Genomic DNA, 15,196 nt, shown 5'->3' with positions numbered 1-15,196 from the left:
CCGACGACATCTGGTTGATCGCGGTGGCAACCTGGTCGGTCTCGTGGCGCTGGCGTTCCATGGCCTGTTCGGAACGCTGGGCCTGGTCGGAAACCTGACTGACCAGGCCGGTGAGTTGGCTGGTCATCTCGGTGATCTGGCGCACCAGGCCGTGGATCTTGTCAACAAAACGGTTGAACGCCCCCGCCAGATCGCCCAGTTCGTCCTGGCTGGTGATGGCCAGGCGGCGGGTCAAGTCACCTTCGCCGGCCGCGATGTCGTCGAGGTTGGCTTTCATCAAGTGCAGTGGACGCAGGATAGTATTGGCCAGCAGCATGCCAACGGCAGCGATCACCAACAGCAGCACCACGGCCACGCCGAGAATGCTCAGCAGCACGCCCTCCATGCGTTTCTGCACCTTGGCTTCGACCACCGCGACCTGGGCTTCAATACCGTCCAGGTTTACCGACGTACCGATGACCATGTCCCATTTCGGCAGGTATTCGGTGTAGCCCATCTTGGGCACCAATTCGGTCTGGCCCGGCTGGGTCGAGCTGTATTGCAGGTAGTGGGTGCCGTCCTTGCCGACCTTGACCAGGTCTCGGTTGACGTACACGCCATTGGGGTCTCGGTTGTCCTTGAAGCTCTTGCCCACGCCGTCGGGGCTGTTGCCCTTGAACAGGCGGATGGTCTCGGAGTCGTAGCCGAAGAAGTAGCCGTCCTTGCCGTAGCTCGTGTTGGACAGCAGTTTGACCACCTGCGCACGCGCAGCGGTATCGCCAGGCGCGGCCGCGTCGTAGAGCGGCTTGATGGTGCTCATGGCCACTTCGACATAACTTTGCAGGGTGGCCTTGGCGTCGTTGAGCAGGCGCTGGCGGGTTTCTTCCACCTCGTTGCGCGCCTGGCCCTGCAAAATCCACACGGTGGTCAGGCTGATGACCACGGCAAACAGCAGCACCGGCACTACGGCGAGGGACAGGACTTTGGCCTTGAGGCTCAGACGCATGGCTTTTCTCTCTCTTATTAGTGGCGACTTGAGAGGTTAACGGCCAATCGCGCGGATTCTGTAGGACCCCAACGTCTGATGGCGCGCGCACTTACTGCTCCAGCTCGGCCATTGCGGCGTTCAGGACAGATACTTTTCCACCAGGGCCAATGCAACGGCCTCGGTCTCGGCATCAGGGATACCCGAGATACCCGCAGGCCGGAAATGCATCTGGAACGCCCGGATGACCTGGCGGGTTTCGTCGTCCAACACGCCGCTCTGCGGGATCGTGTAGCCATAAGTGGCAAGGGCGCGTTGCACAATGCTCACGTCAACCGTTTGAGATTCAGGGCGCCCGGCCAGGTGCTTGTGTACCGTGACTGCGTCTGGCCATGCGCCGATACCGTGTTCGGAAAGCGCCTGCCAGGGAAACAACGGACCGGGGTCGGATTTACGCAAAGGAGCAATGTCACTGTGACCGACAACGTTTTGCGGCTCGATGGCGTAGCGCTTGATCACGTCCGCGGCGAGGTGCTTGACCAGCGCCAGTTGCGCTTCAGTGTAGGGGAACCACAGCCGCCCGGTGGGGCCTTCAATGAAGCCAGCGTTGACGATCTCGATGCCGATGGAGGTGTCATTGAGGTTGGCCCGGTTTCCCCAATGACTGACGCCGGCGTGCCAGGCGCGTTTTGCCTCCGGCACCAACTGCAAAACCACCGGTAGGTTGTGGTGCTTGTGCGGAGTGCTATAGGCGAGGTAATGCGCGCTGGCGGTGCCGTTGGTCAGCGCATCCAGGGAGTTTTTGTCGTCAAAGACCGTGTAATGCAGGACTAAAAAACGAATCCGCTCGTTCTGGTTTGGGGAGGTGTGTGTGGTGTCAACGGCATAGCCGTTTTTTACAATCAGATTTTCCGGCGCCGTGACGCAGGCTGTCATCATCAGAATGGCGAGCAAAAGGACGGCTTTTTTCATCGGAGTACGTCAACGTCGGGTAAGAAGCTCCGGAATATAAAGACCATCGACAGTCCAACGATCTTCCCCTGCCGAGTGCAGGTCGATTTCAGAAAATCACTACCCAAGCCCGAGACTCTTCCGACAAAGGCGGCGGCAGGCGCCGCCACCGAGACGAATCTGCAGATATGCGCGGCGAGGCTGTTAGAGCGTCATCGCCGCCAACCAGCCAAACGCCAGCAACGGGAGGTTGTAATGCAGGAACGTCGGTACCACCGTGTCCCAGATATGGTGGTGCTGGCCGTCGACATTCAGGCCGGAGGTCGGGCCGAGGGTGGAGTCCGAGGCCGGCGAACCGGCATCACCCAGTGCACCGGCGGTGCCGACGATGCACACAATGGCCACCGGGCTGAAGCCGAGTTGCACGCACAGCGGCACAAAAATCGCGGCCAGGATCGGTACCGTGGAAAACGAAGAACCAATGCCCATGGTCACCAGCAGCCCCACCAGCAACATCAGCAACGCGCCCACGCCACGGTTATGGCCGATGAACGCCGCCGAGGTTTCCACCAGCGAGCGCACGTCGCCGGTGGCCTTGAGCACTTCGGCAAAGCCCGACGAGGCGATCATGATGAAGCCGATCATCGCCATCATCTTCATGCCTTCGGTGAACAGATCGTCGGTATCGCGCCAGCGCACGATGCCCGACACCGAGAAAATCAGGAACCCGGCCAGGGCGCCGATGATCATCGAGTCCAGCCACAGCTGGATGATGAACGCCGAGGCAATCGCCAGGCCGGCCACCAGCAGCGTCAGCGGGTTGTATTGCACCGCCACTTGCTCGACCCGCTCGATTTTCTCCAGGTCGTACACGCGCTTCTTGCGGTAACTGATAAACACCGCCACCAGCAAGCCCACGACCATGCCGAGTGCCGGCAGGCTCATGGCGTGGGTGACGTTGACCTGGCTGATATCCACGCCGCTCTTGGCCACGTTGGCCAGCAGGATCTGGTTGAGGAAGATATTGCCGAAGCCCACCGGCAAAAACATGTAGGGCGTGATCAGGCCGAAGGTCATCACGCAGGCGATCAGGCGGCGGTCCAGTTGCAGCTTGGTCAGCACGTAGAGCAGCGGCGGCACCAGCAACGGAATGAACGCGATGTGGATCGGCAGGATGTTCTGCGAGGCAATCGCCACCACCCACAGCAGGCCGATCAGCAGCCATTTGACGTGGCCGCCGCCGCTGGCGTCCTGGCGGTCCACCAGCAGCAGCGCCTTGTCAGCCAGGGCGTGGGCCAGGCCGGATTTGGCAATTGCCACGGCGAAAGCGCCGAGCAAGGCGTAGGACAACGCCACGGTCGCACCACCGCCCAAACCGCCATTGAAGGCTTTGAGCGTGGCGTCTATGCCCAGGCCACCGGTCAAACCACCCACCAGGGCGCCGACGATGATGGCGATGACCACATGCACGCGGGACAAACTGAGCACCAGCATGGTGCCGACCGCGGCAATGACTGCGTTAATCATGGTTACCTCAAGCAGAAAAACATAAAAAACAGGCATGCCCGCGCCCAGGCGACCATCGGGTGGCAACCAGCGTGCAGGCGTGAAGGAGGTCTTATTAGAGGGCGCGCACTGTGCAGCAGGTGGGCGCTCATGTCAAAAGCAGGGAGTGAACAAGGCGTTTTTGTGGTGAGCGAGCACCTCATCACAAAGCAAGTTTAAATTGATCGTTTGAATAAAGAAAAGTTGAAATCAGCCGATAACCGAGCTCTATGTGTTTTCAGGTAAGGACGTACCGATGTCGCTTAGGCAGCTCTCCATTCAATGGAAAATCACCCTGCTCGCTGGCCTCTGCCTGCTGGGAATCGTGACCCTGCTGGTGGGTCTGTCGCTGTATCGCATGGAGCAGAGTTCGCAGCAGGTCAAGGCGTCCAGCATGCAGATGCTGGATGAAGCCGCCCAGGCGCGCATCGAGGCCCAAGGCGAAGTGCAGGCGCTGGGCATCCGCCGCCAGTTCATGGACGCCTATCAGTATGGCCATGGTTTTTCCCGCCAGGTGCTGTTCCTGCGTGAACAGGCCGAGAAGCGCTTTCTCGATGCCTTCGACACCCGCGAAGACCTGACCCGCCAGGTCAAGGCCGCGCTGCAGGCCAACCCGGATCTGCTCGGCCTGTCCCTGGTGTTCGAAGCCAATGCCCTGGACGGCAAGGATGAGTTGTTCGCCGGCCAGGCTGAACTCGGCAGTAACGACAAGGGCCGCTTCGCCCTGTACTGGTCGCAGCCGACACCCGGCAAGTTGGAGTCGATGGCGCTGCCGGAAAGCGACATGTCCGACACCAGCGTCGGCCCCAGCGGTGAAAAGGCCAACGCCTGGTTCACCTGCCCACGCACCCTGCTCAAGCCGTGCGTCATCGAGCCATACTTCTACAGGATCAACGGGCAAAACGTGCTGATGACCAGCATCGTCTTCCCGTTGATGGCCAACGGCAAAGTCATTGCCTCGCTGTCGGTGGACATCAACCTCAACAGCCTGCAGGCCGTGAGCCAACAGGCCAGCCAGAAGCTGTATGACGGTCAGACCCAGGTCAGCATCCTCAGCCCCACCGGTTTGCTCGCCGGCTATAGCCCGGACGCGAGCAAGCTCAGCCAGCGCCTGGATCAGGTCGATACCGCCAACGGCGCGCAATTGATCGACGCTTTGGCCAGCAGCACGCATATTCGTAGCCTGCGCACCGATCATCAACTGAAGGTATTGGCACCCTTTGCGCCCATCCCGGAGGGCAAGCCGTGGGGCGTGCTGCTGGATGTGCCGGAGAAAGTCCTGGTAGGCCCGGCTGAAGCGCTGAAAGCCCAAATGGACGCCGAGAACACCCGTGGCACCTTGCTGGAATTGGGCCTGGGCCTGCTGGCTGCGGTGGTCGGCTTGATCCTGGTGTGGTTGATGGCACGCAGCGTGACCCGCCCGATCCTCGGTGTGGCGCACATGCTCGAAGACATCGCCAGCGGCGAAGGCGACCTTACCCGCCGCCTGGCCTACGACAAACAGGACGAATTGGGCCAGTTGGCCGGCTGGTTCAACCGCTTCCTCGACAAACTGCAACCGATCATTGCCGAGGTGAAACGCTCGGTTCAGGACGCCCGTGGTACTGCGGACCAATCCGCCGCCATTGCCACTCAAACCAGCGCCGGCATGGAGCAGCAGTACCGCCAGGTCGACCAGGTGGCCACGGCGTCTCACGAAATGAGCGCCACCGCCCAGGATGTGGCACGCAGCGCTGCGCAGGCCGCACAAGCCGCTCGCGACGCCGACCAAGCCACCCGTGATGGCCTGACAGTGATTGAGCACACCACTCACAATATCGGGGCGTTGGCGTCGGACATGAGCACGGCCATGACCCAGGTCGAAGGCCTGGCTGCCAACAGCGAAAAAATCGGTTCGGTGCTCGAAGTGATTCGCGGCATCGCCGAGCAGACCAACCTGCTGGCCCTCAACGCCGCCATCGAGGCCGCCCGCGCCGGTGAGGCCGGCCGTGGGTTTGCAGTGGTGGCCGACGAGGTACGCAACCTGGCGCAGCGGACCCAGGAGTCGGTGGAAGAAACCCGCCTGGTCATCGAGCACCTGCAAAACGGCACCGAAGCGGTTGTCGGGTCCATGGGTAACAGCTATCGCCAGGCCCAGGGCAGTGTCGAACAGGTCGGGCAAGCCGTGACGGCCCTGCGCCAGATTGGTGATGCCGTCACGGTGATCAGCGACATGAACCTGCAGATCGCAAGCGCCGCCGAAGAGCAAAGTGCCGTCGCCGAGGAAATCAACAACAACGTGGCGACTATTCGCGATGTGACCGAGTCGCTGTCGGAACAGGCGAATGAATCGGCACGGGTGAGCCAGGCGTTGAACAGCCTGGCGAATCAGCAACAAGGGTTGATGGATCAGTTCAGGGTCTAACCAGACAATTGTCGAGGCGCCAGGTTTATCCTTGGCGCTTCGGCAATTCGATCAGCACTTTCAACCCACCCAGCTCGCTTTCCTGCAACTGCAACACCCCGCCCCACACCTCGACGATGTCCCGCACGATCCCCAACCCCAAGCCATGACCATGGATCTGTTCATCCAGGCGCGTGCCACGGCTGAACACCTGGTCACGCTGGGTTTCGGGAATGCCGGGACCGTCATCCTCCACCGCCAACAGGTAGTTGCGGCCAGTCTCCGTGACGGTCAGGCGCACCTCGGCATCCGCCCATTTGCAGGCGTTGTCCAATAGATTGCCGAGCAGCTCCAACAGGTCTTCACGGTCCCAAGGCAGTTGCAGGCCGGACGCGGCGTGGTAGTTCAGGTCCAGGTGTTCGCCATGGATCATGCTGAGGGTGGCGAGCAGGCCGGGCAGTTCTTTTTCGCAGTCAAACAGCACGCCCGGCAGGGTTTCCCCGGCCAGGCGCGCGCGGTTGAGTTCACGGTTGAGGCGTTGTTGCACGTGCTCCAATTGATCGCGCAACAGCTTGCTCAGCTCGGGGCGATCCTTGAGCGCGTCGCTCGACGCGGCACTCAACAGCACGGCTAACGGGGTCTTGAGGGCATGGCCGAGGTTGCCCAAGGCATTGCGTGAACGCTTGAGGCTGTCTTCGGTGTGAGCCAGCAGGTGGTTGATCTGCGCCACCAACGGTTCCAGTTCCAGCGGTACCTGGGTATCGAGCTGTGAACGCTGGCCCTGTTGCAGTTGGGCGATCTGGTTGCGCGCGGTTTCCAGCGGGCGCAAGGCGCGCCGTACGGTGATCCGTTGCAGGATCAGCACCAGCAGCAGCGCCGCCAGCCCTAGCACCAGACCGATCTGACGCATGAGACGGAAGCTTTCCCGCACCGGGGTGTAGTCCTGGGCCACGCTGATGGAAATCGGCTGGCCAAAGCGTTTGTAGTCCGAGCGCAGCACCAGCAGTTGCTGGCCTTCCGGTCCCAGTTGCAGATTGCCCTTGATCCCGACTTCGGGCAGGCGCGGCAGTTCCTGGTCCCACAGCGAGCGGGACCGCCAGTGGGTGTCGGCAAAGTCGATGCGGAAGTAGTGCCCGGAAAACGGACGCTGATAGGCTGGCGACAGGCGTTGTTCATCCAACTGCACACCGTTAGGACCACGCACCAGCGCCACCAGCAGGTTCTCGGCGTCGTTGCGCAACCCGGCTTCCAGGTAACGCTGCAAACCGGCTTCAAACAGCCACAAGCTGGTTTGTGCCAGCACCACGCCTACGATCACCATGACACTGACCAGGCCCAGGCTCAGGCGTCGCTGGATCGACTTCATGCAGGGCTGGCGCCAAACCGGTAACCCTGGCCGCGGCGGGTCTCGATCACGCTGCGGCCCAACTTGCGCCGCAGGTGGTTGACGTGGACTTCCAACACATTCGAATCGCGTTCGGTTTCGCCGTCATACAAATGCTCGGCCAAATGGCTTTTCGACAGGATCTGTTCGGGGTGCAGCATGAAGTAGCGCAACAGGCGGAACTCGGCGGCGGTCAGCGGGATCTCTGCGCCATCGCGCAGCACGCACTGGCGGCCTTCATCCAGGTGCAGGCCGGCGGATTGCAAGGTGGGCTGGTTGGCCTGGCCGTGGGAGCGACGCACCAGCGCTTGAATGCGCAGGTACAGCTCCTCGGGGTGAAACGGCTTGCTCAGGTAATCATCGGCGCCGGCCTTGAGCCCTTCGATGCGCTCGGCCCAGGAATCGCGGGCGGTGAGGATCAGCACCGGGGTGGCCAGCGCGGCGGCACGCCATTGCGCCAATACCTCAAGCCCAGGCAAACCGGGCAGCCCGAGGTCGAGGATGATCAAGTCATAGGGTTCGCTACGCCCCTGGTACGCGGCGTCGCGACCATCGGCGAGCCAATCGACGGCATAGCCCTGGCGTTGCAGCCCGGCCAGCAATTCATCGGCCAGGGGGACGTTGTCTTCCACCAAGAGCAGGCGCATCAGTCTTCCTCATCTTTGATCAGCACACCGGTGCTGGCGTCCAGCTTGATCTCGCGCACCACGCCTTCGGTGGTCACCAGTTCCACTTCATAGGCATATTGGCCGTGCTTCTTTTCCAGTTCGGCTTCCAGCAGGCGGGAACCCGGATACCGCGCCATGGCCTGGTGCAACAGCTGCTCCAGCGGCAGGATCACCCCCTGCTGGCGCAGCGACAAGGCTTCATCCTGATTGAGGTCGCGGGCCGCCAGGCTGGAGCAGAATGCCATGAGCACCAGCGCGGCACGACTGCTGGCGCATAGATTAACCTTCATTACGTTTCCTGATGATTCTTGAGAACCTGCCCGGTGAGCGCGTCCAATTCAACGTCCCATTCGATGCCCTTGGCATCTTCCAATTCGACCTCGTAGACGTACTTGCCGTAGGCCTCGTCCAGGTCGGTATCCAGCAGCGTCGAGCCGGGGTGCAGGGCCAGGGCCGCGGCTTCCAGTTTATCGAAGGCGACAATAGTAACAGTGGCAGGCACTTTCAGTGGCTTGTCGGGGTCCACGGCTCGGGCCTGGGTCGCCATGAGGGCGATCATACCGGCGGCGACCAGAGCGGTGAGGCGCTTCATGATATGTCTCCGTTACAGGATGTTTTCCTACGCCGGTCACCGTACGCGCTGCAACTTAACTGAAACTGAATTGCCACCATGGCAATTCCAGGCAAGGCCTTTTCACACATTCCGCGAGATTTTCTATAATGCCCCGCTCGCTCGAACAGAGACCGGTATGACAGCTATCCACATCAAGTTTCCCGCCCTGACCCTCAAGGCCGGCAAACGCGCCTTTGCTCGTATTCGTGCGCAAGGCCTCACACCGGCCGACGTCGGCATCCTGCCCGGCGCGGCCGGCGGCCCCAAGGCATTGGGTATCCAGGGCCTGGACCTGGCGCTGTTCGGTGACTGGTTGCCCCGCGCGCCACGGGAACGGGCGCTGATCGGGGCGTCCATCGGCTCCTGGCGATTTGCCAGCGCGTGCCTGCCCGACCCGGTGCAAGGCCTGCTGGACCTCGGTCGTCTGTACAACGAGCAACGTTTTGCCAAAGGCGTGACCATGGCCGAGGTCAGCCAGAGCTGCCAACGCATGCTCGACGACCTGCTGGCCGGTCGCGATGCACAGCTACTGGATAACCCGAACTATCGTCTGAACATCATGGTGGTCAAGAGCCACGGCCTGCTCGCCGATGACCACCGTGGGCGCCTCGGGCTGGGCCTGTCGTCGGTGATCGCCGACAACCTGCGCGGCCGCGCGCGGCTGTCGCGGCACTTTGAGCGGCTGATCATCCACGACCCGCGCCAGGCGCCACCGGTGCACCCACTGAAGGATTTCCCGTCGCGCTTCCTGGCCCTGGAACTGGGTAACCTGCGCCAGGCCCTGCTAGCTTCGGGCTCGATCCCCATGGTAATGCAAGGCGTGCGCGACCTGCCGGGCGCAGGCGCCGGCACCTACCGCGACGGCGGCCTGCTGGACTACCACCTCGACCTGCCCTACCACGGCGACGACATCGTGCTGTACCCGCATTTCACCGACCGGGTCATCCCCGGCTGGTTCGACAAGGGCCTGCCGTGGCGGCGCAGCAACCCGCAAGGTCTGCAGGACGTGTTGCTGCTGGCACCGTCCAAGGACTACCTCGCCCGCCTGCCCCACGGCAAACTGCCGGACCGCAGCGACTTCAAGCGCTTCATGGGTGACGATCCTAGCCGCAACAAATACTGGCAGACCGCGATGAGCGAAAGCCAGCGGCTGGGCGATGAGTTTCTGGCATTGGCGGACAACGGCCGATTGGGCGAGAGCCTACAGCCCCTGTAGGTGCCACCTCACCGCTAACCACGATGCGAAGCGAGCGGCTCTTGCTCTTGCTCTTGCTCTTGCTCTTGCTCTTGCTTTTGCTCTTGCTCTTGCTTTTGATCTTAGGCGCCCCGTCAAACACGCTGGCCGGAATTCGACAGGGATTTGGGGGGTAAACCGGCAGGGATGCCGGTTTAGCCGCCCCGCGCCATGGATGGCGCGTGGCGGCGGCCCCCCAAATCCCTGTCGGATTACGGGCACACCGAGCCTAGGCGAGGTGCCGAGTGTTGGGGCAAGAGCGCTTTGGTTACTTTCGCGCTTTTCGAAAGTGACCCGCCGTAAGGGCGGAACCAATAGCCGCCGTTACCTAAATAACGGATATATACCCGGTCAGATCCAACATCCAGGTCGGCTGTCAGGCCGCCTTCGCAGGCAAGCCAGCTCCCACATTTGGAGTGCGGGGTAACACTTAGATTGTGGTCGTCTGTCAGGCCGCTTTCGCGAGCAAGCCCGCTCCCACATTTGGTTTGCGGGGTAATAGTTAGATTGTGGTCGGCTGTCAGGCCGTCTTCGCAGACAAGCCAGCTCCCACATTTGGAGTGCGGGGTAGCAGTTAGATTGTGGTCGTCTGTCGGGCCGCCTTCGCAGGCAAGCCAGCTCCCACATTTGGAGTGCGGGGGAATAGTTAGATTGTGGTCGGCTGTCAGGCCATCTTCGCAGGCAAGCCAGCTCCCACATTTGGAGTGCGGGGTAGCAGTTAGATTGTGGTCGTCTGTCGGGCCGCCTTCGCAGGCTAGCCAGCTCCCACATTTGGAGTGCGGGGTAGCAGTTAGATTGTGGTCGTCTGTCGGGCCGCTTTCGCAGGCAAGCCCGCTCCCACATTTTGGATCGCGGGATAACAGGTAGATCGCGACCGGCTGTCAGGCCTCCATCGGTAGCAAGCTCCCTCGCCACCTGCAATCTACATTTTGCCCCAAGCCGCGCCCTACAGAGGGACGGTATGCGCAGCGACGGATCAAGCTGTTAAACTCGCCGCCTGCCAGACACCGACCGAGCTGAAAACACTGTGGAAATCTTCAAGAATTCCACGGTAGCCTCCCGCCACAAACCGCCTCGAATCACCATCTCCATAAGCGCCCGCTAGTCTTAGCTTTAGGCGTATCACCGCGTACCATTCAATACCTTCCCAATGCAAAACAGTTAGTACATTATCCAGTACATTCAAAATTGAACGCGTGGAGCAATGTACTAGTGGCACTCACGGACACAGCAGCGAAGCAGGCAAAGCCCAGGGAAAATGGATACACCATCCCCGACTCGCTCGGCCTTTCACTCTATGTGGCGCCAAGCGGCGTAAAGAGTTGGCATTTTCGATTTACATGGCTTGGAAAGCAGGTGCGCATCTCGATCGGGACTTACCCGGAGACCGGCCTTAAGGAAGCGCGCGCACGTAGGGACGAGGCGCGAGAGGACATCGCAAATGGAGTAGATCCGCGCGATTCAAGAAGGGAAAAGAAAGCCGGGATGATCGCGGCAGGCGGGCAAACCTTCCGTCGTGTCTATGACGAATGGCTGGCGTTCAGGAAGGGGAGCATTTCGCCGGGCACCTACAGGGTGATCAGCAATGCCATGGCGCTGGATGTTCTGCCAACGCTTGGCGATCGGCAGATCGACGCTATCAAGCGGGCCGATGTCATTGCGCTGATTCGCCGGGTGGAAAAGCGGGGATCTGTGGCCACTGCCGTGAAGGTACGCCAGCGCATGAGCCAGGTGTTCAGCTATGCCATCGCTACTGGCGTCATCGAGGCGAATCCAACCGCCGAGATGCACGCCGTGACCGAGAAGATGGGCCAGCACAAGCCGCACCCATTCCTTCCGTTCAGCGAAATGCCCAGGATTATGGCGGCGATCCGCGACTGCGCCTCAGGCCAACAGCTGAAAGCCGCGCTGATGCTGATGATCTACACCGCTTCCCGTCCAGGTGAGGTCCGACACGCCGAATGGTCGGAAATCGACCTGGACGCCGCGATATGGACCACGCCTGCCGCGAAAATGAAGATGCGACGGGATCACGCAGTCCCGCTATCGACACAGGCCATCGCCATACTCGAGAGCATGATCCCCATCACCGGCGACAAGCGGTACGTGTTCATCAACCGCAACAGCACCACCGCGCCGATCGGGACAAACTACGCCAACAACGTCATGGATTCCTGCGGGCTCACCGGCATCCAGTCACCACACGGGTTCCGTCACCTGTTCTCCACCGAGATGAACGGACGTGGGTACAACCGTGACTGGATTGAGAGACAGCTTGCGCACGCCGATAGTAGCTTCATCCGTGACGTGTATAACCACGCCACCTATCTAGATCAGCGCCGAGGGATGATGCAGGAATGGGCCGATCTTGTTACACCAACCACTTCGCCGACCTAAATGATCAGGCTGTGCGGATTAGCTGGAGTATTCCAAAGGCGCTAGACAAGGGGTTTCAGCGACTTCTGAGGTCCCGAAGCGTCCCTCAAGGGAACAACGATTGGTACAAGATGCATCCATGCCTGGCGTCCTGCCGACGAACACCACTCCCAAATCCGTAAGGCCTCGATTACTGTATACATATACAGCATTTGAGTTTACCCATCATGAACATCGACGAAGACACCTCTGAGTGGCTTGGCTGCCCTACGCCTCTGGAAATGTACCAACATCAATGCGCCCTGCTCGAGGATGAGCTCATCCAAACCCAAGCTTTACTGAGAAAGGCCCGGGCGAATATCGCAGGACTGGTCCAGATGAATGATCTGCTGGTCACCGGCAAGGCCGTGGCGGAGGCTGCGCTCAAAAAAGCTCTCGAAAATATCGCACGGAACAACTTCGAGAACTCAGAGCTTTCCGGAAAAGTTCGAAGCCTGGAATTGGTTGCTCACCAACGCGACCAGCTGTTCAGGGAGAATCAGCGGCTTCTAGGCGAGATTCGTCAAACCCAGTCCCACAGTACCAGCTAGGCTTAGTTGACGCTTGGAGAGAAGGATCATGTGCGGACGACTGACGCAATACCGAGGGATCCATGACTTTGTTGCAGCTTTGAGCATGCCCAATGCCTTGGCGAACTCCGTGGGAGATCAACCAATTGAGCGCTACAACGTCGCACCGACTTCCGCAGTTGCGCTGTTGCACATGCAGGGCGACATGCTCCATGCGGATCCCGTTCGCTGGGGTTGGCGACCGCACTGGGCGAAAGATCGTGCGGCACCAATCAATGCACGCGTGGAGAAAGTCGCCCACGGCCCGTTCTTTCGGGCTATCTGGCCGCACCGGGCGATCACGCCAATCGATAACTGGTTTGAATGGGTGGATGAAGGCGGGGCAAAGAAGCAGCCCTACCTGATCCGCCGGCGGGATGGTGAACCTATATTCTGTGCCGCAATCGGTCAGCTACCGGATGCTGATGAAGGCCCAGGTGAGCATGACGGCTTCGTCATCATTACCGCCGACAGCGCTGGCGGCATGGTGGACATCCACGACCGGCGGCCCGTGGTGCTGACACCGGATCTTGCCCGGGAATGGTTGGACCCGGCCACGCCCAAGGAACGCGCCGAGCAGATGGTGCTGCACCAAGGCGAACCGGCCGAAGTCTTCGAATGGTTCAAGGTCGACACGGCCGTGGGCAATGTGCGTAACAAAGGCTCCGAACTAATCCGGCCCGTCAGCGCGCAATAGCCCTGACATACGCCTGGCATGCCCGCAGCGCAATCACGGCGTTATCCCCGTCGTTGGTGATGGCGATAATTCGTTGAGCATGTGCTGGAGCACATTGGGTATTGCGGGCTACGCGAGTAACGCTGACCATGCCGTGGGCAGTTTACGCGCGCAGCTGGGAATCAATGACTCTTTCGAAGCGAGGAGCACTTGTTTTCGAAGTATCCTGCTCAACGTGATCATCTACAAATAGGATGCATGATGAAGTTCTTCGCCATATTGTTGTCGACTGCAATTGCTTTCTCAGTAACATTTTTGGCGTCAGCCGCTGAACCATCGCTGCGTCTGCAACGCGCTTCAGGTTTGTGGAAGGTTACGCCGTCCACCTCGCCATTTTCTTGGGAAATATGCGTCGACCATGAGAAAGACAGGCTTATAGATGACGACCTCTGGAGTGACTTCGAACAGGAGTGCAAAATCGAATCTAAAAGCGGTAACGTCGATAGCTACAGTTTCAAATCACGTTGCCCTGAGGCGATTATGGCCGGATCTTTCAAAGGTGACCTTGCGAAATCCTATGTACTGACGGCCGATACGTCGTTCGAGCTAAATGGAAAAATTGAAAGGCAACAAACAGTGATCAATGGCAGCTTTCAGGGCGAGTGCCCGGCGGATATGGAGCCGGGCGTGAAAAAAATGCGCGGAGGAATGAAGATCAATTCTCCATACTCCAATAGATGAAAGGTTCGAAGCGTCATCGCTGACGGACATCGAATGCAGCTGCATCGATTGCCACGTATAACGCTCAATGGTGGCTGAGGTCAGTGCCCTCGCAGCTTCTAGGCGTTCCATATATCCTTCGGGATGATCTTGGGCTCGCTTTTGTGAGCGCTGGTCTGTTGGGGTGACTCCATCGTAAGAGAGTCTTCAGTCTTGGATTTTGGCGCTCTGCGTTTTCGTGGCAGTGCTTGAGTTAAGAGTACTGAACAAACTTTACGGATCGGCAAGGCAAAAGTAGTTAAAAATTTTTAGAGCCAGCCGGCGCGCGGCGCTTCGAGCCGGATAGTTAACTCAAGGAAGGAAATATGAATCGCTTATTGATTGCTACATTTTGCCTATTGCTCCTCTCTAGTTGCACAACAAGCGTCAGTTCTGGCGCGCGCGAGAAAGTGTGGTATTCCGAAGGAGAGAGACCAGCCACCGCCCCTTGGCACGTCTATTTGGTATTTACTGACGACGGTCATTTCATATATTGGCGCACTGTAGAAAAACCCGATGATGTACTCAAAAAAATTGACTCCTATATCAAAGGCACCGGTCTCGATGTTGGTAGCCCGGTGCCATACACACGAACTGGAAACGACTTAAACGCGGTTTCGCGAACCCCGTTCCTAAGTAGAACGGGTGAGACGGTCTACACTGATGTCCGCACCTTTAAAGGGCGCTTTGTCGGCGACGCTTTAGAAATAGATTTCGAAAGAATCACTGTCTGGCCTCCTCGTCCTACATTTTCTGAAGGCGTCAGACGATGGTCGTTGAAAAGACTTAGCTCCTTTCAAAATAAGTGAAAAGCCGAGTGTGATGGCTTTTCTTGTCAATATTAGGACTACCAGAGAGGCATCAACGACATCCACTACTTCTATGGAATGAGTCCCACAGCGGAAGTCGTTCAAGATTATGGAAGCACTCTGGCAAAAAAAGTGTAGTCCGCCCAGCCTCAGAGCTAATTGACAAGCTCTGGAGGCTGCGGACAGATGCCGCTCATAGCCCATGTGCTGCCGCCACTCAGTCGAC

General features: G+C 59.5%; 12 protein-coding genes and 4 pseudogenes. 8 read left to right on the top strand and 8 right to left on the bottom strand.

All coding sequences use genetic code 11. The features are described from left to right. Window positions 1-211: 211 nt before the first annotated feature. The 3 genes and pseudogenes from AB4N92_RS22420 to AB4N92_RS22410 form a co-directional block, all read right to left on the bottom strand. Window positions 212-985: pseudogene (locus AB4N92_RS22420) on the bottom strand (cache domain-containing protein); the annotation flags it as partial. A 120-nt stretch (window positions 986-1,105) separates the two neighbouring features. Next, entirely contained in the window at window positions 1,106-1,936 is an 831-nt protein-coding gene (locus AB4N92_RS22415) for an N-acetylmuramoyl-L-alanine amidase (RefSeq protein WP_021492040.1), read from the bottom strand. Between the two features lie 183 nt (window positions 1,937-2,119). Next, window positions 2,120-3,439 (bottom strand): Na+/H+ antiporter family protein, encoded by a 1,320-nt coding sequence (locus AB4N92_RS22410; RefSeq protein WP_162098524.1) that lies wholly within the window; start codon window positions 3,437-3,439, stop codon window positions 2,120-2,122. A gap of 277 nt (window positions 3,440-3,716) precedes the next feature. Between AB4N92_RS22410 and AB4N92_RS22405 the strand changes: the two are divergent. After that, window positions 3,717-4,958: pseudogene (locus tag AB4N92_RS22405) on the top strand (PDC sensor domain-containing protein); the annotation flags it as partial. Between the two features lie 396 nt (window positions 4,959-5,354). Beyond that, window positions 5,355-5,864: pseudogene (locus tag AB4N92_RS22400) on the top strand (methyl-accepting chemotaxis protein); the annotation flags it as partial. Between the two features lie 25 nt (window positions 5,865-5,889). Here the strand turns inward: AB4N92_RS22400 and AB4N92_RS22395 are convergent. From AB4N92_RS22395 to AB4N92_RS22380, 4 genes are read right to left on the bottom strand one after another with little or no spacing between them, the layout of a single operon-like run. Then, window positions 5,890-7,209, bottom strand: coding sequence for a sensor histidine kinase (locus AB4N92_RS22395; RefSeq protein ID WP_010211383.1), 1,320 nt, complete (start codon window positions 7,207-7,209; stop codon window positions 5,890-5,892). Further along, complete coding sequence (locus tag AB4N92_RS22390) at window positions 7,206-7,874, bottom strand: response regulator transcription factor (protein WP_010211385.1); 669 nt, start codon at window positions 7,872-7,874, stop codon at window positions 7,206-7,208. Before AB4N92_RS22390 ends, AB4N92_RS22395 begins: the two co-directional genes overlap by 4 nt. Continuing rightward, on the bottom strand, window positions 7,874-8,185 hold the full coding sequence (locus AB4N92_RS22385; RefSeq protein ID WP_010211387.1) for a PepSY domain-containing protein: 312 nt from the start codon (window positions 8,183-8,185) through the stop codon (window positions 7,874-7,876). Before AB4N92_RS22385 ends, AB4N92_RS22390 begins: the two co-directional genes overlap by 1 nt. Continuing rightward, window positions 8,185-8,487: a PepSY domain-containing protein gene (locus AB4N92_RS22380; protein WP_183703881.1), complete on the bottom strand. Its 303-nt coding sequence runs from the start codon at window positions 8,485-8,487 to the stop codon at window positions 8,185-8,187. Before AB4N92_RS22380 ends, AB4N92_RS22385 begins: the two co-directional genes overlap by 1 nt. Window positions 8,488-8,644: 157 nt before the next feature. Here AB4N92_RS22380 and AB4N92_RS22375 point away from each other — a divergent pair, with 157 nt between their 5' ends. The 4 genes from AB4N92_RS22375 to AB4N92_RS22360 all read left to right on the top strand — a co-directional run bounded on the left by AB4N92_RS22375 (window position 8,645) and on the right by AB4N92_RS22360 (window position 13,423). After that, window positions 8,645-9,724, top strand: coding sequence for a hypothetical protein (locus tag AB4N92_RS22375; protein ID WP_010211389.1), 1,080 nt, complete (start codon window positions 8,645-8,647; stop codon window positions 9,722-9,724). A 1,230-nt stretch (window positions 9,725-10,954) separates the two neighbouring features. Continuing rightward, window positions 10,955-12,139: a tyrosine-type recombinase/integrase gene (locus AB4N92_RS22370; RefSeq protein ID WP_198729842.1), complete on the top strand. Its 1,185-nt coding sequence runs from the start codon at window positions 10,955-10,957 to the stop codon at window positions 12,137-12,139. Between the two features lie 206 nt (window positions 12,140-12,345). Next, on the top strand, window positions 12,346-12,708 hold the full coding sequence (locus AB4N92_RS22365) for a hypothetical protein (protein WP_010211391.1): 363 nt from the start codon (window positions 12,346-12,348) through the stop codon (window positions 12,706-12,708). Window positions 12,709-12,736: 28 nt separating this feature from the next. Next, on the top strand, window positions 12,737-13,423 hold the full coding sequence (locus tag AB4N92_RS22360) for an SOS response-associated peptidase family protein (RefSeq protein ID WP_198729841.1): 687 nt from the start codon (window positions 12,737-12,739) through the stop codon (window positions 13,421-13,423). Here AB4N92_RS22360 and AB4N92_RS22355 read toward each other — a convergent pair. After that, window positions 13,410-13,514 (bottom strand): annotated as a pseudogene (locus tag AB4N92_RS22355) (lysis protein); the annotation flags it as partial. The gene AB4N92_RS22360 and the pseudogene AB4N92_RS22355 sit on opposite strands and share 14 nt — an antisense overlap. Window positions 13,515-13,663: 149 nt before the next feature. Here AB4N92_RS22355 and AB4N92_RS22350 point away from each other — a divergent pair. Next, window positions 13,664-14,143 carry a DUF3617 domain-containing protein gene (locus AB4N92_RS22350; protein WP_232920620.1) on the top strand — a complete coding sequence of 160 codons (480 nt, stop codon included), beginning with the start codon at window positions 13,664-13,666 and terminating at the stop codon, window positions 14,141-14,143. A 344-nt stretch (window positions 14,144-14,487) separates the two neighbouring features. Next, entirely contained in the window at window positions 14,488-14,970 is a 483-nt protein-coding gene (locus AB4N92_RS22345; RefSeq protein WP_198729839.1) for a hypothetical protein, read from the top strand. The last annotated feature ends 226 nt before the right edge of the window (window positions 14,971-15,196 follow it).

It is taken from the genome of Pseudomonas sp. S3_A09 (assembly GCF_054668065.1).
Note: the sequence above shows the minus strand (reverse complement) of the source record. Positions and strands in the feature narration are given on the sequence as shown.